Consider the following 16,983-nt stretch of genomic DNA (forward strand, 5'->3'; position numbering starts at 1 on the left):
TATGAAAGCATTGCTCGATTTATTTAAGCAAACGCAGGGCGAAGAGCAGTTTGATGTCATCAAAATTGGTCTCGCATCTCCTGAGAAAATTCGCTCATGGTCTTTTGGTGAAGTACGCAAACCAGAAACCATCAACTACCGGACTTTTAAGCCCGAGCGTGATGGTTTGTTCTGCGCCAAGATTTTTGGACCAACCAAAGACTACGAGTGCTTATGCGGCAAGTACAAGCGCTTAAAGTTCCGTGGCGTAATCTGCGAGAAGTGCGGCGTTGAAGTTACTCTCGCTAAGGTTCGTCGTGAGCGCATGGGCCACATTGAATTGGCAGCCCCTGTAGCGCACATTTGGTTCTTGAAGTCCCTGCCATCCCGTTTGGGCATGGTTCTCGATATGACATTGCGTGATATCGAGCGCGTTCTCTACTTTGAAGCATATGTAGTGGTTGATCCTGGCATGACTCCTGAAGGCGCAATGAAGCGTGGTCAGATCATGTCTGAAGACGAGTACATTGCTAAGACTGAAGAGTATGGTGACGGTGCATTTACCGCCATCATGGGCGCTGAAGGTATTCGTGATCTCTTGCGTTCGATTGACATCGATCGTGAAGTTGAGACCATTCGTGCTGACTTGAAAGCTACTGGTAGCGATGCCAAGATCAAGAAATACGCTAAGCGCTTAAAAGTGCTCGAGGCGTTCCAGACTTCAGGTATTAAGCCTGACTGGATGATCATGGAAGTATTGCCGGTATTGCCACCTGAATTGCGCCCATTGGTGCCATTGGATGGCGGTCGCTTTGCTACCTCCGATTTGAACGACCTTTATCGTCGCGTGATTAACCGTAACAACCGTTTAAAGCGTTTGTTAGAGTTGCGCGCACCAGAGATCATCGTTCGCAACGAAAAACGTATGTTGCAAGAAGCGGTTGACTCATTGCTCGACAACGGTCGTCGCGGTAAGGCTATGACTGGCGCTAACAAGCGTCCTCTCAAGTCCTTAGCTGAGATGATTAAAGGTAAGAGCGGTCGTTTCCGTCAAAACTTGTTGGGTAAACGTGTTGACTACTCTGGTCGTTCAGTCATCGTGGTTGGCCCTACATTGAAATTGCATCAGTGCGGCTTACCAAAATTGATGGCTTTGGAATTATTCAAGCCATTCATTTTTAACAAGCTTGAGACTTTGGGAATTGCAACCACTATCAAGGCTGCGAAGAAAGAGGTTGAAAGCCAGACTCCAATCGTTTGGGACATTCTCGAAGAAGTGATTCGTGAACATCCAATCATGTTGAACCGTGCGCCTACATTGCACCGTCTCGGTATTCAGGCCTTCGAGCCAATGCTGATTGAAGGCAAAGCAATCCAATTGCACCCATTAGTCTGCGCGGCATTTAACGCCGACTTTGACGGTGACCAAATGGCGGTTCACGTTCCTTTGTCGCTCGAAGCGCAAATGGAAGCACGTACATTGATGTTGGCTTCGAACAACGTATTGTTCCCAGCTAACGGCGAACCATCAATCGTTCCTTCACAGGACGTGGTGTTGGGTCTGTACTACGCTACACGTGACAAGATCAACGGTAAGGGCGAAGGCATGGTTTTCGCCAACATTACTGAAGTAGTACGTGCATACGAAGCAGGTCAAGTTGAATTGGCTTCTCGTGTTGCTGTGCGTATTACTGAGTATGAGATCGTGGATAAGAAGGCAGAAGGCGATGCGCGTTTTGCTGAGAAGACCAAGATCTATCAAACATCAGTTGGCCGTGCAATCTTGTCTGAGATTTTGCCTAAAGGTATGTCTTTCGAGGAAATCAACAAGCCTTTAAAGAAAAAAGAAATCTCACGTTTGATCAACACATCATTCCGTAAGTGCGGTTTGCGTGAAACAGTCATTTTTGCTGACCGTCTCTTGCAGTCTGGTTTCCGTTTGGCAACCAATGCTGGTATCTCTGTTGCGATCGACGATATGTTGATCCCAACATCCAAAGAGCGCATCATCACTGAGGCTTCTGCCAAGGTTAAAGAATATGACAAGCAGTTCATGTCAGGTCTCGTAACCAATCAAGAGCGTTATAACAACGTGGTTGATATTTGGGGTGCCGCAGGCGACCAAGTTGGTAAGGCGATGATGGATGAGTTGTCACACGTTGACGTACTCGACCGCAACGGTAAGACTGTTCGTCAAGAATCCTTTAACTCCATCTACATGATGGCGGATTCTGGTGCGCGTGGATCTGCAGCGCAGATTCGTCAGTTAGCTGGTATGCGTGGTTTGATGGCTAAGCCTGATGGCTCCATCATTGAAACCCCAATTACTGCGAACTTCCGTGAAGGCTTGAACGTGTTGCAGTACTTCATCTCAACCCACGGTGCTCGTAAAGGTCTGGCTGATACAGCATTGAAGACAGCGAACTCTGGTTACTTGACACGTCGTTTGTGCGACGTTACTCAAGATCTCGTGGTGATCGAAGAGGATTGCGGCGCGACTACTGGCGTAACGATGAAGGCGCTTGTTGAAGGCGGCGAGATTATCGAAGCATTACGTGACCGTATTTTGGGTCGTGTATGTATCGGTGACATCGTTCACCCTGACACACAAGAAGTGATTGTTCCTAACGATACATTGCTTGATGAAGATCACGTTGATCAAATCGTTGCATTAGGCATCGACGAAGTTAAAGTTCGCACAGTATTGTCTTGCTTAACTCGCTTTGGCTTGTGCGCTAAGTGCTACGGACGTGATCTAGGTCGCGGTGGTTTGGTTAACGTTGGTGAGGCAGTTGGTGTTATCGCTGCTCAGTCGATCGGTGAGCCAGGCACACAGTTGACTATGCGTACCTTCCACATCGGTGGTGCAGCGTCACGCGCCTTGGTTGCAAGCAATATTGAAGCCAAATCTAACGGTGCTTTGAAGTTCTCCGGCACGATGCGTGTTGTGAAGAACGCGAAGGGTGAACAGATTGTGATTTCACGTTCTGGCGAAGCCTTGATCGTTGATGAGAATGGTCGCGAGCGCGAGCGTCATAAAGTTCCTTACGGCGCAACTCTCTTGTTGAAAGAAGATGCGGCTGTTAAGGCTGGCGCAAGCTTAGCAACTTGGGATCCATTAACACGTCCGATTATTTCTGAGTACGCTGGTATCGCTCGCTTCGACAACGTCGAAGAAGGTGTAACTGTTGCTAAGCAGGTTGACGAAGTTACCGGTCTTTCCACTTTGGTGGTGATTGACGGTAAGCGTCGTTCAGCAGCAAGCAAAGGCGTTCGCCCAATGATCAACTTGGTTGATGAAAAGGGCAATGAAGTCATGATCGCTGGTACTGATCATCCAGTAAACATCGGCCTCCAAGTGGGCGCATTGATTACTGTTAAAGATGGTCAGAAGGTTGAAGTCGGTGAAGTATTGGCACGTATTCCAATCGAATCACAGAAGACTCGCGACATTACCGGTGGTTTGCCACGCGTTGCAGAATTGTTCGAAGCACGTTCACCAAAAGATGCAGCTGTATTGGCGAAAGTTACTGGAACAGTTTCCTTCGGTAAAGAAACCAAAGGTAAACAACGTTTGGTGATTACCGATATGGACGGTGAAGCCAATGAATTCTTGATTCCTAAAGAGAAACAAGTTCTCGTTCACGACGGTCAAGTTGTGAACAAGGGCGAGATGATTGTGGAAGGCCCTGCTGATCCACACGACATCTTGACTCTCAAAGGTATCGAAGAGTTGGCAATCTACATCGTTGACGAAGTTCAAGACGTTTACCGTCTCCAGGGTGTGAAGATCAATGACAAGCACATTGAAGTTATCGTGCGTCAGATGTTGCGTCGTGTTCAGGTAACTGATCCAGGCGACACATCATTCATCACTGGTGAGCAAGTTGAGCGTTCTAAGTTGTATGACGCTAACGATGCAGTGATCGCCCAAGGTAAGCACCCAGCTCAGTTCGATAACGTGTTGCTAGGTATTACTAAGGCATCCTTGTCGACCGACAGCTTCATTTCAGCGGCTTCTTTCCAAGAAACCACCCGTGTATTGACCGAAGCCGCAATTATGGGCAAGACCGATACACTCCGTGGCCTCAAGGAAAACGTCATTATTGGCCGTCTGATCCCTGCTGGTACCGGCTTGTCTTATCGCCGTGCACGCAAGGTCAGAGAGCAATTCGAGCGTGATCGCGCTCAAATGATTGCCGCCGAAGAGGAAGCAATGGCCAATATGCCTGTAGAAATCGAGGCTGAAGTCGTTGCTCCTGCTGGGGAGGCTGATCCAAGCTAATTTGGTAATTCTGGCCAGAAATGGCCAGTTTTTTCCCCATTTGGTTGACGGAAAAGGCTGGCCAAGCTAGAATGCTGAGTTCTACTGATTCAGAAGAGGGTCTTTTTGACCTAGAAATTCTCTAAGTCATTGATTTTCTTGAAGAAAGCAACAAAGAAGTACTAACCGAGCTATTTTATGCCAACAATTAATCAATTAATACGCAAGCCAAGATCCAGGCTTATCGTTAAAAGCAAGAGCCCTGCACTGGAAAACAGTCCGCAGCGCCGTGGTGTTTGTACACGTGTGTACACCACCACTCCTAAAAAGCCTAACTCTGCGCTTCGTAAAGTAGCCAAAGTTCGCTTAACCAATGGTTTTGAAGTGATTTCATACATTGGCGGTGAAGGCCATAACCTCCAGGAACACTCAGTAGTGTTGATTCGTGGTGGTCGTGTAAAGGATTTGCCAGGTGTTCGTTACCACATCGTTCGTGGCTCACTTGACTTGCAAGGTGTTAAAGACCGTAAGCAATCACGTTCCAAGTACGGTGCTAAGCGCGCTAAGAAATCTGCTTAATCTTTCAATAGATTTTTGCTGAAGTATTTGTAGTGAGTCTTCGTTTGTCAGACTTTAAAGACAAGTAAGTGGTTGTTCCGTCTAGGAATCTTCTTAGATAGTAGGGCAACCGGAGTGGATGGTTCATGTGAATCATCCCTAACTGAACTGAAGGAGTAGTTATGCCACGTCGTCGTGAAGTTCCCAAACGGGAAATTTTGCCGGATCCAAAATTCGGTAATGTAGAAGTAGCTAAATTCATGAACGTCCTCATGTTGGACGGCAAGAAATCGGTTGCAGAGCGTATCGTTTACGGTGCCTTTGACCACATCGAGAAAAAAGCAAACAAAGAACCACTCGAAGTTTTCTCAACAGCTATGGGCAACGTTAAGCCAATGGTTGAGGTGAAGAGCCGTCGTGTTGGTGGTGCTAACTATCAGGTTCCTGTTGAAGTTCGCCCATCACGCCGTTCTGCTTTGGCAATGCGCTGGGTGCGCGAAGCCGCTAAAAAGCGCGGTGAGAAATCCATGGCTCAACGTTTGGCCAATGAATTATTAGAAGCTGCAGAAGGTCGCGGCGGAGCAATGAAGAAGCGTGAAGAAGTTCACCGTATGGCAGAAGCTAACAAAGCTTTCTCACATTTCCGCTTCTAATCAAATAGTAAAGAAAAGGCACCAACAGTGGCACGTAAAACCCCTATCGACAAATACCGCAATATCGGTATTTCTGCGCACATTGACGCAGGTAAGACAACAACTACAGAACGCGTTTTGTTCTACACCGGTGTTAACCACAAGATCGGTGAAGTGCATGATGGCGCTGCAACCATGGACTGGATGGAGCAAGAGCAAGAGCGTGGTATCACGATTACTTCTGCTGCTACTACAACGTTCTGGAAGGGTATGGCTGGTAATTTCCCAGAGCACCGTATCAATATTATTGATACCCCAGGACACGTAGACTTCACTATTGAAGTTGAGCGTTCAATGCGTGTTTTGGACGGCGCTTGCATGGTTTACTGTGCGGTAGGTGGTGTACAGCCACAATCTGAAACTGTTTGGCGTCAAGCTAACAAGTATCAAGTTCCACGTTTAGCATTCGTAAACAAGATGGACCGTACTGGTGCGAATTTCTTCAAGGTCTACGACCAAATGAGAACTCGCCTTAAAGCGAATCCAATCTTGATCCAAATTCCAATTGGCGCTGAAGAAAACTTCAAAGGCGTTGTGGATTTGGTGAAAATGAAGGCCATCTATTGGGATGAGGCTTCACAAGGTACTAAATTTACTTACGAAGAGATCCCTGCTGAATTGCAAGCTTCTGCTGAAGAGTGGCGCGAGAAGATGCTCGAAGCTGCTGCTGAAAGCTCAGAAGAGTTGATGGAAAAATACCTCGGCGGCGAAGGTTTGACCGAAGAAGAAATCAAAGCAGCATTGCGTCAACGTACTATCGCTAACGAAATCGTTCCAATGTTGTGTGGAACAGCGTTTAAGAACAAAGGCGTTCAGGCAATGTTGGATGCAGTTGTTGAATTGTTGCCATCCCCATTAGACGTTCCACCAGTTCCATGTGAATTGGAAGACGGCACACCTACTACACGTGAAGCATCTGACAGTGCTAAGTTCTCAGCATTAGCATTTAAGATCATGACTGACCCATTCGTTGGTCAGCTCATCTTCTTCCGTGTTTACTCAGGTGTAATGAAATCTGGCGACACAATCTACAACCCAATTAAGGGTAAGAAAGAACGTGTTGGTCGTTTGTTGCAGATGCATGCAAACGAACGCGAAGAAATTAAAGAAGTATTCGCTGGCGACATCGCAGCTGCGGTTGGTTTGAAAGACGCAACCACAGGTGAAACATTGTGTGATCCAGATAGCATCGTTATTTTGGAGCGCATGGTATTCCCAGAGCCAGTGATCTCTCAAGCTGTTGAGCCTAAGACAAAAGCTGACCAAGAAAAAATGGGTCTTGCTTTGAATCGCTTGGCACAAGAAGATCCTTCTTTCCGCGTGAAGACTGACGAAGAATCAGGCCAAACAATTATTTCCGGTATGGGCGAGCTCCACTTGGAAATTTTAGTTGACCGTATGAAGCGTGAATTCGGTGTTGAAGCAACTGTTGGTAAGCCACAAGTTGCGTACCGTGAAACGATTCGTAAAGTTTGCGAAGAGATCGAAGGTAAATTCGTTAAGCAGTCTGGTGGCCGTGGCCAATACGGACACGTGGTATTGAAGTTAGAGCCACAAGCCCCAGGAAAAGGTTTTGAATTCGTTGACGCTATTAAGGGAGGTGTAGTCCCACGTGAATACATTCCTGCAGTAGAAAAAGGCATCATCGAAACATTGAACTCCGGTATTTTGGCTGGCTATCCAGTTGTTGATATCAAAGCAACATTGTTCTTCGGTTCATACCATGACGTTGACTCCAATGAAAACGCATTTAAGATGGCGGGTTCTATGGCGTTCAAGGACGGTATGCGTAAAGCGGCCCCTGTGTTGCTTGAACCGATGATGGCTGTTGAAGTAGAAACACCAGAAGATTTCATGGGTAACGTAATGGGTGACCTCTCATCCCGTCGCGGTATTTTGCAAGGTATGGATGACATTCCAGGCGGCGGTAAGATCGTTCGCGCTGAAGTGCCGTTGGCAGAGATGTTTGGTTACTCAACTGGCTTGCGCTCGTTGACCCAAGGTCGCGCTACCTACACCATGGAATTTAAGCATTATTCCGAAGCACCGAAGAACGTTGCTGAAGCAGTTATGGCTGCTAAAGCGAAGTAATTTATCCACATTAATTTTGAATATTGACTAGCTAAAGAAGGCAGACAAAAATGGCAAAAGAAAAGTTCGAGCGGACAAAACCGCACGTAAACGTAGGCACTATCGGTCACGTTGACCACGGTAAAACGACATTGACAGCAGCAATTGCAACCGTGCTTTCTAAAGCATTCGGTGGCGAAGCTAAAGCATACGATCAGATCGATGCTGCTCCTGAAGAAAAAGCACGTGGTATTACGATTAATACTGCGCACGTTGAGTACGAGACTGCAAACCGTCACTACGCACACGTTGATTGCCCAGGACATGCTGACTACGTTAAGAACATGATTACTGGTGCTGCTCAGATGGACGGCGCAATTTTAGTTTGCTCTGCTGCTGACGGCCCAATGCCACAAACACGTGAGCACATCCTCTTGGCACGCCAAGTTGGTGTTCCTTACATCGTCGTGTTCTTGAACAAGTGCGACATGGTTGATGACGCTGAATTGTTAGAACTCGTTGAAATGGAAGTTCGTGAGCTTTTATCTAAGTACAACTTCCCTGGCGATGACACACCAATCATTCAAGGTTCTGCTAAGTTAGCCCTTGAAGGCGACGAAGGCCCATTGGGTAAAGAAGCCATCATGAAATTGGCTGAAGCACTCGACACATACATCCCAACTCCAGAGCGTGCTGTTGACGGCGCGTTCTTGATGCCAGTAGAAGACGTGTTCTCTATCTCCGGTCGCGGTACTGTTGTTACAGGCCGTATCGAGCGCGGTATCGTTAAGGTTGGTGAAGAGATCGAAATCATCGGTATCAAGCCAACCCTCAAGACCACTTGTACTGGTGTTGAAATGTTCCGCAAATTGCTCGACCAAGGTCAAGCAGGCGATAACGTTGGTATCTTGTTACGCGGTACAAAACGTGAAGAAGTTGAGCGCGGCCAAGTATTGGCTAAGCCAGGTTCAATCACCCCACATACTCACTTTACAGCCGAGGTTTACATCTTGGGTAAAGATGAAGGTGGCCGTCATACTCCATTCTTTAACAACTATCGTCCACAGTTTTACTTCCGTACTACGGACGTAACTGGTTCAATCGAGTTGCCAAAAGACAAAGAAATGGTAATGCCTGGTGATAACGTCACGATTACCGTAAAACTCATCGCTCCTATCGCGATGGAAGAAGGTTTACGTTTTGCGATCCGTGAAGGTGGCCGTACTGTTGGCGCCGGCGTGGTTGCAAAGATTTTGGCTTAAGTTTTTACTAGTAATAAATATTTAGCGGTTTGCTAACCGGTGACATCAGTGCTGTTGATGTCACCGTGCTCTTTAGATGTATAACGTGGCAGCACCACAACGCTCTTTGGAATTAATATGCAAAACCAAAAAATTCGTATTCGCCTTAAAGCATTTGATTACCGTTTAATCGACCAGTCTGCAGCTGAAATCGTTGATACAGCTAAGCGTACTGGTGCAGTTGTTAAGGGTCCAGTACCTTTGCCAACTCGTATTGAGCGCTTTGATATCTTGCGTTCACCACACGTGAACAAGACATCTCGTGATCAGTTAGAGATCCGTACCCACCTCCGTTTGATGGATATCGTTGATCCTACAGAGAAAACTGTAGATGCTTTGATGAAATTAGACCTCCCAGCAGGTGTGGACGTCGAAATTAAGTTGCAGTAATTTGTTGTTTCCGGTCTTTTTGCTTGTCAAGATCGGTATTTCGGGATAGAATCTAAGGCTTCGCTCAATTATTTGAGCGAAAATCTTAGTTTTATCAGCATCAAAAACGTTGTAAGTTATTGATTTAGAAGTACTTTTACTTGTAAATCACTTAAATTAATTTTGCCGACCAATCGAAGTCGGCGTGGAGCATGAATATGAGCTTAGGCTTAATCGGCCGCAAGGTCGGCATGACCCGTCTATTTACGGACGAAGGGGATTCAATCCCTGTAACCGTAATTGACGTGAGCGACAACAGAATCGCTCAAATCAAGACCCAGGCAACTGATGGCTATGATGCTATCCAGTTGGCACATGGCACACGTAGAGCTACTCGCGTTACTAAAGCAATGGCTGGTCACTTCGCCAAAGCTGGTGTGATGGCTGGTAACGGTCTCAACGAATTCCAATTAGACGCAGCAAAAATCGCAGAAATGACACCAGGACAAGTAATTCCTGCTGACACTGCATTTACTGCTGGTCAAAAAGTGGACGTACAAGGCGTGTCTATCGGTAAGGGCTACGCAGGTACCATCAAGCGTTATCACTTCGCTTCTGGTCGCGCATCCCACGGTAACTCACGTTCACATAACGTACCAGGCTCAATCGGTATGGCGCAAGATCCAGGTCGTGTTTTCCCTGGTAAGCGTATGACCGGTCACTTGGGTGACGTTACACGTACAGTTCAAAATTTAGTCATCGCACGCATTGATGCAGAACGTAATCTCATCATGGTTAAAGGCGCTATTCCAGGTGCCCCAGGCGGTAAAGTTATTGTTACTCCAGCGGTTAAAACACCGTTGAAGAAGAAATAAGGAGAGCGAATATGGAACTTAAGCTTCTCCAAGACAACGGTACTTTAGGTGCAGGCGTTCAAGCTTCACCAGAAGTATTCGAACGTGAATATAACGAAGCATTGGTACACCAAGTTGTAGTGGCCTACCAAGCAAATGCACGTAGCGGTAACCGTGCACAAAAAGACCGTGAGCAAGTTAAGCACACAACCAAGAAGCCTTGGCGTCAAAAAGGTACTGGTCGTGCACGTGCTGGTATGAGCTCTTCCCCGCTGTGGCGTGGAGGTGGTCGTATATTCCCGAATTCTCCAGAAGAGAATTTCAGCCAAAAAGTAAACAAGAAAATGTACCGCGCTGGTATGAGATCTATTTTGTCTCAGTTAGCACGCGAAGGTCGTTTGAATGTAGTTGATCAATTTTCTCTTGACGCTCCAAAGACTAAAGTTTTAGCTGACAAAGTTAAAGCAATGGGATTGGATTCAGTCTTGATTATTGTTGATCAGGTTAGCGAGAATTTGTACTTGGCATCACGTAACTTACATAAAGTTGCTGTATGTGAGCCACAGCACGCTGATCCATTAGCTTTGGTTCAATACAAAAAAGTATTGGTAAGCAAAGCTGCGATCGCAAAAATTGAGGAGTTGCTGAAATGAGCCAAGTCCGTAAAAACGATCACAACCTGATGAGGGTTCTGCTTGGACCGGTTATCTCTGAAAAAGCCACTATGGTTGCAGAGAAAAACGAACAAGTAGTGTTCCAAGTAGCTCGCGACGCAAACAAGAGCGATGTAAAACAAGCAGTTGAATTGCTCTTCAAAGTGCAAGTTGACTCAGTTCAAATCGTGAATCAAAAAGGTAAGCCTAAGCGCTATGGCCGTTTTGAAGGTCGTCGTGACCACACTAAGAAGGCCTACGTAAGCTTGAAGCCAGGTCAAGAAATTAACTTTGAAGCGGAGGCGAATTAATCATGCCTTTGATGAAGACAAAACCGACCTCACCAGGTCGTCGTTCAATGGTCAAGGTGGTAAATCCTGACCTGCATAAAGGTAAACCTTTTGCAGCGTTAGTAGAGCCACAGTTCCAAAAAGCGGGTCGTAACAATAATGGTCACATCACTACCCGTCATAAGGGTGGTGGTCATAAGCATCACTATCGTGTTGTTGATTTCAAACGCAATGACAAAGATGGTATTCCAGCAAAAGTTGAACGCTTGGAATACGATCCAAACCGCAGTGCAAATATTGCATTGATCGTGTTTGCTGATGGTGAGCGTCGCTATATTCTTGCTGCAAAAGGCATGACTGTTGGTCAGGCGTTAATGACTGGTGCAGAAGCTCCAATCAAGTCTGGTAACAATTTGCCAATTCGCAATATTCCAGTTGGTAGCACCATTCACTGTGTTGAAATCATGCCAGGTAAAGGTGCCCAAGTTGCACGTTCCGCTGGTGGTTCAGCAGTATTGCTTGCTCGAGAAGGCGTATACGCTCAGGTGCGTTTGCGCTCAGGTGAAGTTCGCCGTGTTCTGATTGACTGCCGCGCCACTATTGGTGAAGTAGGTAACGAAGAGCACAGCTTGCGCGTTATCGGTAAAGCTGGTGCAAATCGCTGGCGTGGTATTCGCCCAACCGTTCGCGGTGTGGCAATGAACCCAGTAGATCACCCACACGGTGGTGGTGAAGGTAGAACTGGCGAAGGCCGTGTACCTGTATCTCCATGGGGCACTCCAACCAAAGGTTATCGCACACGTCGCAATAAGCGTACAACTTCGATGATCGTTCAACGTCGTCAAAAACGTTAAGCGATAAGGATAAATAGATATGACACGTTCAGCTAAAAAAGGCCCATTCTGCGACGCCAGCTTAGTAAAAAAAGTTGAAGTTGCACAAGCCAACAAAGACAAAAAGCCGATCAAAACTTGGTCACGCCGTTCAACAATCCTCCCAGACTTTATTGGTCTGACGATTGCTGTACATAACGGTCGTCAACACGTTCCGGTATATGTATCAGAAAACATGGTGGGTCATAAGTTAGGCGAATTTGCCTTGACCCGTACTTTCAAAGGTCACGCTGCTGACAAGAAAGTAACGAAGAAGTAAGGGGATGATGATGGAAGTTAAAGCTATTCACAAGGGTGCCCGCATTTCTGCGCAAAAGACACGTTTGGTCGCTGACCAAATTCGTGGTTTGCCGATTGCTCGCGCATTAAACATTTTGAACTTCAGCCCCAAGAAAGCTGCCTTCATTGTGAAAAAAGTTGTTGAGTCCGCAGTGGCCAACGCTGAACACAATAAAGGTGCCGACATTGACGAGCTCAAGGTTTCAGCAATTATTGTTGATAAAGGCACTTCATTGAAGCGCTTTACCGCACGCGCTAAGGGTCGTGGCAATCAAATTGAAAAACAAACTTGTCACATTAGCGTGACCTTGAGTAACTAAGGAAATATATGGGCCAAAAGATAAACCCAACCGGATTCCGCCTCTCGGTAACGAAGAATTGGACATCACGTTGGTATGCAAACAATACTGACTTCGCCAAGATGTTGAAAGAGGACGTTGACGTCCGCATCTATCTGAAGAAGAAGTTGAAGAATGCATCCGTTAGTAAAGTAGTGATTGAGCGTCCCGCAAAGAATGCACGTATCACTATTTATAGCTCACGTCCAGGCGTTGTGATCGGCAAAAAAGGTGAAGACATTGAAGTACTCCGCCGCGAATTACAAAAGCGCATGGGTGTTCCAGTTCATGTGAATATCGAAGAAATTCGTAAGCCTGAAGTCGATGCACAATTGATCGCTGACTCTATTACTCAACAGTTAGAAAAGCGTATTATGTTCCGTCGTGCCATGAAGCGTGCAATGCAAAACGCAATGCGCTTAGGCGCACAAGGCATCAAGATCATGTCATCCGGTCGTTTGAACGGTGCTGAAATTGCACGTCGTGAATGGTATCGCGAAGGACGTGTTCCGCTTCATACATTGAAGGCTGATATTGATTACGCAACTTCAGAAGCAGAAACAACATACGGCATCATTGGCGTAAAAGTTTGGGTATACAAAGGCGACACATTGGGTCGCGGTGCAGAAGCTCAAGTTGCTGCACAAGCTGCCGAACCAACTGCCGAAGAAAAGAAAACTCGTCGTGCACCAAGCAAGACAGCTGCTCGTAAACCAGCTGCTGGCACAGACAAGCCATTAGTTGCTGCTAAACCAGCAGTAAAGCGTGTGCGTAAGGTTGAAACACCAGCCGCAGATACGCAGAAGTCAGGAGAGTAAGCATGCTACAACCAAAGCGTCGCAAGTATCGTAAGGAACAAAAAGGCCGTAACACTGGCGTGGCAACACGCGGTAGTTCAGTAGCCTTTGGTGACTTTGGATTGAAGGCCGTTGGCCGTGGTCGTTTGACTGCTCGTCAAATTGAGTCAGCACGTCGTGCAATGACTCGTCACATTAAACGTGGCGGCCGTATTTGGATTCGCATTTTCCCAGATAAGCCAATTTCACAAAAACCTGCTGAAGTACGTATGGGTAACGGTAAAGGTAATCCAGAGTACTACGTAGCTGAAATTCAACCAGGCAAAGTGCTCTACGAGATGGACGGTGTTGATGAGCAATTGGCGCGCGAAGCTTTCAAGCTTGCAGCTGCTAAGTTGCCTTTACAGACTACTTTCGTGATTCGCCACTTAGGTTGATCGGGATAGAGATTATGAAAAATACAGAATTAGCTTCAAAAGATCTGAATGCATTGAATGCAGAGTTAACCGAGTTGCTTAAGACCGGTTTCAAGCTACGCATGCAAAAAGGCACTCAGCAACTCACAAATACCAGCCAATTGGGTAAAAATAAGCGCGACATCGCTCGTGTGAAGACTTTTATCGCCCAAAAGACTGCACAGAAATAAGGAAAAAGGGATATGACAGAATTATCTAAACCCTTGCGCCGCACCCTTGTGGGCCGCGTTGTTAGCGACAAAATGCAAAAAACTGTGACGGTGTTGGTTGAGCGTCAAGTTAAGCATCCAGTGATTGGTAAGTACGTTGGCCAGTCCAAAAAGTACCACGCACATGACGAAGCTGGCACATACAAGATGGGTGATACCGTTGAAATTGCTGAATCTAAGCCAATTTCACGCACTAAATCTTGGGTTGTGACCCGTTTGGTTGAGGCTTCAAAGGGTATTTAAAGAAATATTAGGGATTTTGGCGAAGTTTCTTCCCAAATCCCTGTTTTACGTAGTAGAATAGAAGGCTTCTCTGGTTTTATTGGAGAAGCAGTGTTTTTCATTAATTCCGGGTTTTAGCTTTCGTTAAAACCCATAGACGGAACCAAGACTGTTTGCCTTTGGCCAATAAGTTGGGGATTAGAAATGATACAAACCGAAAGTAGATTACAGGTTGCCGATAACACAGGCGCCAGTGAAGTGTTGTGCATCAAGGTATTGGGCGGCTCTAAGCGTCGTTACGCCAGTATCGGTGATGTCATTAAAGTGACTGTAAAGTCCGCTGCTCCACGTGGCCGTGTAAAAAAAGGTGACATTTATAACGCCGTAGTAGTGAGAACTGCTAAGGGTGTTCGCCGTCCAGATGGTTCATTGATTAAGTTCGATGGCAATGCTGCGGTATTGCTCAACGCTAAGTTAGAGCCAATTGGCACACGTATCTTTGGACCAGTGACGCGCGAGTTGCGTACTGAGAAGTTCATGAAGATCGTTTCTCTCGCCCCCGAAGTTATTTAAGAGGCTGATATGAAAAAGATTCGTAAAGGTGATTCCGTAGTTCTGTTGACTGGCCGCGATAAGGGCAAGCAAGGAACTGTTACAGCCGTTCTCGAGAACAAATTAGTGATCGAAGGCGTAAACATTTATAAAAAGAGCGTTAAGCCAAATCCAGCAGCCGGTGTTACTGGCGGCATGATTGACAAGACGATGCCTGTTCACATTTCTAATGTGGCTGTGGTTGACGGTAACGGCAAACCATCACGTGTTGGTATCAAACTCGTGGATGGTAAAAAGCAACGTTTCCTCAAAACCACTGGCGCAACTTTAAGCGCATAAGGGGCACGGAGAAATTATGAGCACACGTTTTCAAGAACACTATCAAGCTAAAGTAGTTGCAGATTTGATCGCCAAATTTGGTTACAAGTCTGTAATGGAAGTTCCACGTATCACTAAGGTTACCCTCAATATGGGCTTGGGCGATGCAGTGAACGACAAGAAAATTATCGAAAATGCAGTAGGCGATTTAACTAAAGTTGCAGGCCAAAAGCCAGTGGTAACTAAAGCTAAAAAAGCGATTGCAGGATTCAAGATTCGTCAAGGTTACCCAATCGGTGCCATGGTGACATTGCGTGGCGCACGCATGTACGAATTCTTGGACCGTTTTGTTACTGTTGCATTGCCACGCGTACGCGACTTCCGCGGTATCTCTGGTAAGGCATTTGACGGCCGTGGTAACTACAACATCGGCGTGAAAGAACAGATTATTTTCCCTGAAATCGAATACGACAAGATTGATGCCCTCCGTGGTCTCAATATCAGTATTACGACGACTGCTAAAACCGACGAAGAAGCAAAAGCTTTGTTGGCGGCATTCAAATTCCCTTTCCGCAATTAAGAGGCTAACGTGGCAAAACTATCCCTGATTGAGCGCGAGAATAAGCGCGCAAAAACTGTAGAGAAGTACGCTGTAAAGCGTGCCGAACTCAAAGCGATCATTGCTGATCAATCACGCAGCGATGAAGAGCGCTATGAAGCTCGCTTGAAGCTACAGGCACTTCCACGTAACGCAAGCCCGATTCGTCAAAGAAATCGTTGTTCATTAACCGGTCGCCCACGTGGCACATTCCGTAAATTCGGTTTGGCTCGTAGCAAGATTCGTGAAATCGCCTTCCGTGGCGAAATCCCCGGTTTAACCAAGGCCAGCTGGTAAGCGGCGAAAGAATTAGGAGAACTCATGAGTATCAGCGATCCAATCGCCGACATGTTGACAAGGATCCGCAATGCGCAAGCAGTGCAGAAACCCGTAGTCTTGATGCCGTCGTCAAAAGTTAAAGTAGCCATCGCAAAAGTATTGCAAGATGAAGGCTATATCGAAAGTTTTGAAATCAAAGGTGAAGCAGCTAAGCCAGTGCTACACATCGATCTCAAATACTATGCAGGCCGTCCTGTTATTGAGCGTATTGACCGTGTATCAACACCAAGTCTGCGTATCTATAAAGGCCGCCATGACATTCCAGAGGTAATGAATGGCTTGGGCATTGCAATTATTTCAACCCCTCAAGGCGTAATGACAGACCGTAAAGCACGTGCAACAGGCGTGGGCGGCGAAGTTATTTGCTACGTAGCTTAAGGAGCGAAATATGTCCCGCGTAGGTAAATCACCAATTACAGTTCCTAAAGGCGCTGAAATCAGCATCAATGGTGCGAACATTACTGTTAAAGGCCCATTGGGCACATTGACACATAACTTGCATCCTTCTGTTGGTTTGAAACAAGAAGATGGCGTACTGACTGTCGTTTTAAATAACGATTCACCAGAAGCTGGTGCTCAGTCAGGTACAGCGCGTGCTTTAGTTAACAACATGGTTGTTGGCGTAACTGCTGGCTTTGAGCGCAAGCTCAGCTTGGTAGGCGTTGGTTACCGTGCTGCTGCTCAAGGCGAAACATTGAAATTGCAGTTAGGTTTCTCACACGACATTATTTACAACCTGCCAAAGGGTGTGAAGGCTGAGACTCCAACTCAAACTGAAATCATTATCAAAGGTTCCAACAAGCAGCAAGTTGGCCAGGTCGCAGCTGAAGTTCGCGCATACCGTTCACCAGAGCCATATAAAGGCAAGGGTGTTCGCTACGTGGATGAGGTTGTGCATCTGAAAGAAACTAAGAAGAAGTAAGCGAGATTAG

The 16,983-nt window shown here is 46.4% G+C and carries 22 protein-coding genes; all 22 read left to right on the plus strand.

Annotated elements, in window-relative coordinates:
• Position 1: 1 nt before the first annotated feature.
• The 22 genes from rpoC (at position 2) to rplF (ending at position 16,973) form a co-directional block, all read left to right on the plus strand.
• Positions 2-4,264 carry a DNA-directed RNA polymerase subunit beta' gene (gene rpoC / locus AOC20_RS00275; protein ID WP_215360610.1) on the plus strand — a complete coding sequence of 1,421 codons (4,263 nt, stop codon included), beginning with the start codon at positions 2-4 and terminating at the stop codon, positions 4,262-4,264.
• Between the two features lie 177 nt (positions 4,265-4,441).
• Positions 4,442-4,822: a 30S ribosomal protein S12 gene (gene rpsL, locus AOC20_RS00280; protein ID WP_072582063.1), complete on the plus strand. Its 381-nt coding sequence runs from the start codon at positions 4,442-4,444 to the stop codon at positions 4,820-4,822.
• Positions 4,823-4,983: 161 nt separating this feature from the next.
• A complete protein-coding gene (gene rpsG, locus AOC20_RS00285) occupies positions 4,984-5,454 on the plus strand; it encodes a 30S ribosomal protein S7 (RefSeq protein ID WP_015420229.1) in 471 nt (156 codons plus the stop codon).
• Between the two features lie 27 nt (positions 5,455-5,481).
• Positions 5,482-7,584 (plus strand): elongation factor G, encoded by a 2,103-nt coding sequence (gene fusA, locus AOC20_RS00290; RefSeq protein ID WP_215360611.1) that lies wholly within the window; start codon positions 5,482-5,484, stop codon positions 7,582-7,584.
• A 50-nt stretch (positions 7,585-7,634) separates the two neighbouring features.
• Positions 7,635-8,825 carry an elongation factor Tu gene (gene tuf / locus AOC20_RS00295; RefSeq protein ID WP_071464430.1) on the plus strand — a complete coding sequence of 397 codons (1,191 nt, stop codon included), beginning with the start codon at positions 7,635-7,637 and terminating at the stop codon, positions 8,823-8,825.
• A gap of 117 nt (positions 8,826-8,942) precedes the next feature.
• Positions 8,943-9,254 carry a 30S ribosomal protein S10 gene (gene rpsJ, locus AOC20_RS00300; protein ID WP_011901899.1) on the plus strand — a complete coding sequence of 104 codons (312 nt, stop codon included), beginning with the start codon at positions 8,943-8,945 and terminating at the stop codon, positions 9,252-9,254.
• A gap of 197 nt (positions 9,255-9,451) precedes the next feature.
• Positions 9,452-10,108, plus strand: coding sequence for a 50S ribosomal protein L3 (gene rplC / locus AOC20_RS00305; protein WP_011901900.1), 657 nt, complete (start codon positions 9,452-9,454; stop codon positions 10,106-10,108).
• A gap of 11 nt (positions 10,109-10,119) precedes the next feature.
• Entirely contained in the window at positions 10,120-10,740 is a 621-nt protein-coding gene (gene rplD / locus AOC20_RS00310) for a 50S ribosomal protein L4 (RefSeq protein ID WP_011901901.1), read from the plus strand.
• The gene (rplW, locus tag AOC20_RS00315; protein ID WP_068320111.1) at positions 10,737-11,051 is read left to right on the plus strand and encodes a 50S ribosomal protein L23; all 315 of its coding nucleotides are present in this window, start codon (positions 10,737-10,739) and stop codon (positions 11,049-11,051) included. The genes rplD and rplW overlap by 4 nt, the downstream gene beginning before the upstream one ends.
• 2 nt (positions 11,052-11,053) lie before the next feature.
• On the plus strand, positions 11,054-11,884 hold the full coding sequence (gene rplB / locus AOC20_RS00320; protein ID WP_215360612.1) for a 50S ribosomal protein L2: 831 nt from the start codon (positions 11,054-11,056) through the stop codon (positions 11,882-11,884).
• Between the two features lie 19 nt (positions 11,885-11,903).
• Positions 11,904-12,182: a 30S ribosomal protein S19 gene (gene rpsS, locus AOC20_RS00325; RefSeq protein ID WP_011901904.1), complete on the plus strand. Its 279-nt coding sequence runs from the start codon at positions 11,904-11,906 to the stop codon at positions 12,180-12,182.
• A gap of 7 nt (positions 12,183-12,189) precedes the next feature.
• Complete coding sequence (gene rplV, locus AOC20_RS00330; protein ID WP_198929325.1) at positions 12,190-12,522, plus strand: 50S ribosomal protein L22; 333 nt, start codon at positions 12,190-12,192, stop codon at positions 12,520-12,522.
• 8 nt (positions 12,523-12,530) lie between these two features.
• The gene (gene rpsC / locus AOC20_RS00335; protein ID WP_215360613.1) at positions 12,531-13,358 is read left to right on the plus strand and encodes a 30S ribosomal protein S3; all 828 of its coding nucleotides are present in this window, start codon (positions 12,531-12,533) and stop codon (positions 13,356-13,358) included.
• Between the two features lie 2 nt (positions 13,359-13,360).
• Positions 13,361-13,774: a 50S ribosomal protein L16 gene (gene rplP, locus AOC20_RS00340; RefSeq protein ID WP_011901907.1), complete on the plus strand. Its 414-nt coding sequence runs from the start codon at positions 13,361-13,363 to the stop codon at positions 13,772-13,774.
• 14 nt (positions 13,775-13,788) lie between these two features.
• Entirely contained in the window at positions 13,789-13,983 is a 195-nt protein-coding gene (gene rpmC, locus AOC20_RS00345) for a 50S ribosomal protein L29 (protein WP_068320118.1), read from the plus strand.
• Positions 13,984-13,995: 12 nt separating this feature from the next.
• Positions 13,996-14,265, plus strand: a complete 270-nt coding sequence (gene rpsQ / locus AOC20_RS00350; protein ID WP_011901909.1) for a 30S ribosomal protein S17 — start codon at positions 13,996-13,998, stop codon at positions 14,263-14,265.
• Between the two features lie 183 nt (positions 14,266-14,448).
• Entirely contained in the window at positions 14,449-14,817 is a 369-nt protein-coding gene (gene rplN, locus AOC20_RS00355; protein WP_015420241.1) for a 50S ribosomal protein L14, read from the plus strand.
• A 9-nt stretch (positions 14,818-14,826) separates the two neighbouring features.
• A complete protein-coding gene (gene rplX, locus AOC20_RS00360; RefSeq protein WP_011901911.1) occupies positions 14,827-15,135 on the plus strand; it encodes a 50S ribosomal protein L24 in 309 nt (102 codons plus the stop codon).
• A gap of 16 nt (positions 15,136-15,151) precedes the next feature.
• Positions 15,152-15,694: a 50S ribosomal protein L5 gene (rplE, locus tag AOC20_RS00365; RefSeq protein ID WP_046329383.1), complete on the plus strand. Its 543-nt coding sequence runs from the start codon at positions 15,152-15,154 to the stop codon at positions 15,692-15,694.
• Positions 15,695-15,703: 9 nt separating this feature from the next.
• Positions 15,704-16,009 (plus strand): 30S ribosomal protein S14, encoded by a 306-nt coding sequence (gene rpsN / locus AOC20_RS00370; RefSeq protein ID WP_011901913.1) that lies wholly within the window; start codon positions 15,704-15,706, stop codon positions 16,007-16,009.
• A gap of 24 nt (positions 16,010-16,033) precedes the next feature.
• Positions 16,034-16,429, plus strand: coding sequence for a 30S ribosomal protein S8 (rpsH, locus tag AOC20_RS00375; RefSeq protein WP_011901914.1), 396 nt, complete (start codon positions 16,034-16,036; stop codon positions 16,427-16,429).
• A gap of 10 nt (positions 16,430-16,439) precedes the next feature.
• Entirely contained in the window at positions 16,440-16,973 is a 534-nt protein-coding gene (gene rplF / locus AOC20_RS00380) for a 50S ribosomal protein L6 (protein ID WP_215360614.1), read from the plus strand.
• The last annotated feature ends 10 nt before the right edge of the window (positions 16,974-16,983 follow it).

The sequence above is a fragment of the Polynucleobacter ibericus genome, assembly GCF_018687955.1.
Lineage (GTDB): Bacteria > Pseudomonadota > Gammaproteobacteria > Burkholderiales > Burkholderiaceae > Polynucleobacter > Polynucleobacter ibericus.

Excerpts from the sequence above, each read along its gene's own strand:
- rplW (WP_068320111.1), top strand. The coding sequence starts at position 10,737 with ATGAGCCAAGTCCGTAAAAACGATCACAACCTGATGAGGGTTCTGCTT.
- rplX (WP_011901911.1), top strand. The coding sequence starts at position 14,827 with ATGAAAAAGATTCGTAAAGGTGATTCCGTAGTTCTGTTGACTGGCCGC.
- tuf (WP_071464430.1), top strand. The coding sequence starts at position 7,635 with ATGGCAAAAGAAAAGTTCGAGCGGACAAAACCGCACGTAAACGTAGGC.
- rpsL (WP_072582063.1), top strand. The coding sequence starts at position 4,442 with ATGCCAACAATTAATCAATTAATACGCAAGCCAAGATCCAGGCTTATC.
- rplD (WP_011901901.1), top strand. The coding sequence starts at position 10,120 with ATGGAACTTAAGCTTCTCCAAGACAACGGTACTTTAGGTGCAGGCGTT.
- rpsQ (WP_011901909.1), top strand. The coding sequence starts at position 13,996 with ATGACAGAATTATCTAAACCCTTGCGCCGCACCCTTGTGGGCCGCGTT.
- rpoC (WP_215360610.1), top strand. The coding sequence starts at position 2 with ATGAAAGCATTGCTCGATTTATTTAAGCAAACGCAGGGCGAAGAGCAG.
- rpsJ (WP_011901899.1), top strand. The coding sequence starts at position 8,943 with ATGCAAAACCAAAAAATTCGTATTCGCCTTAAAGCATTTGATTACCGT.
- rpsS (WP_011901904.1), top strand. The coding sequence starts at position 11,904 with ATGACACGTTCAGCTAAAAAAGGCCCATTCTGCGACGCCAGCTTAGTA.
- rpsH (WP_011901914.1), top strand. The coding sequence starts at position 16,034 with ATGAGTATCAGCGATCCAATCGCCGACATGTTGACAAGGATCCGCAAT.
- rpsC (WP_215360613.1), top strand. The coding sequence starts at position 12,531 with ATGGGCCAAAAGATAAACCCAACCGGATTCCGCCTCTCGGTAACGAAG.
- rplF (WP_215360614.1), top strand. The coding sequence starts at position 16,440 with ATGTCCCGCGTAGGTAAATCACCAATTACAGTTCCTAAAGGCGCTGAA.
- rplB (WP_215360612.1), top strand. The coding sequence starts at position 11,054 with ATGCCTTTGATGAAGACAAAACCGACCTCACCAGGTCGTCGTTCAATG.
- rplP (WP_011901907.1), top strand. The coding sequence starts at position 13,361 with ATGCTACAACCAAAGCGTCGCAAGTATCGTAAGGAACAAAAAGGCCGT.
- rplE (WP_046329383.1), top strand. The coding sequence starts at position 15,152 with ATGAGCACACGTTTTCAAGAACACTATCAAGCTAAAGTAGTTGCAGAT.
- rplN (WP_015420241.1), top strand. The coding sequence starts at position 14,449 with ATGATACAAACCGAAAGTAGATTACAGGTTGCCGATAACACAGGCGCC.
- rplV (WP_198929325.1), top strand. The coding sequence starts at position 12,190 with ATGATGGAAGTTAAAGCTATTCACAAGGGTGCCCGCATTTCTGCGCAA.
- rpmC (WP_068320118.1), top strand. The coding sequence starts at position 13,789 with ATGAAAAATACAGAATTAGCTTCAAAAGATCTGAATGCATTGAATGCA.
- rpsG (WP_015420229.1), top strand. The coding sequence starts at position 4,984 with ATGCCACGTCGTCGTGAAGTTCCCAAACGGGAAATTTTGCCGGATCCA.
- rplC (WP_011901900.1), top strand. The coding sequence starts at position 9,452 with ATGAGCTTAGGCTTAATCGGCCGCAAGGTCGGCATGACCCGTCTATTT.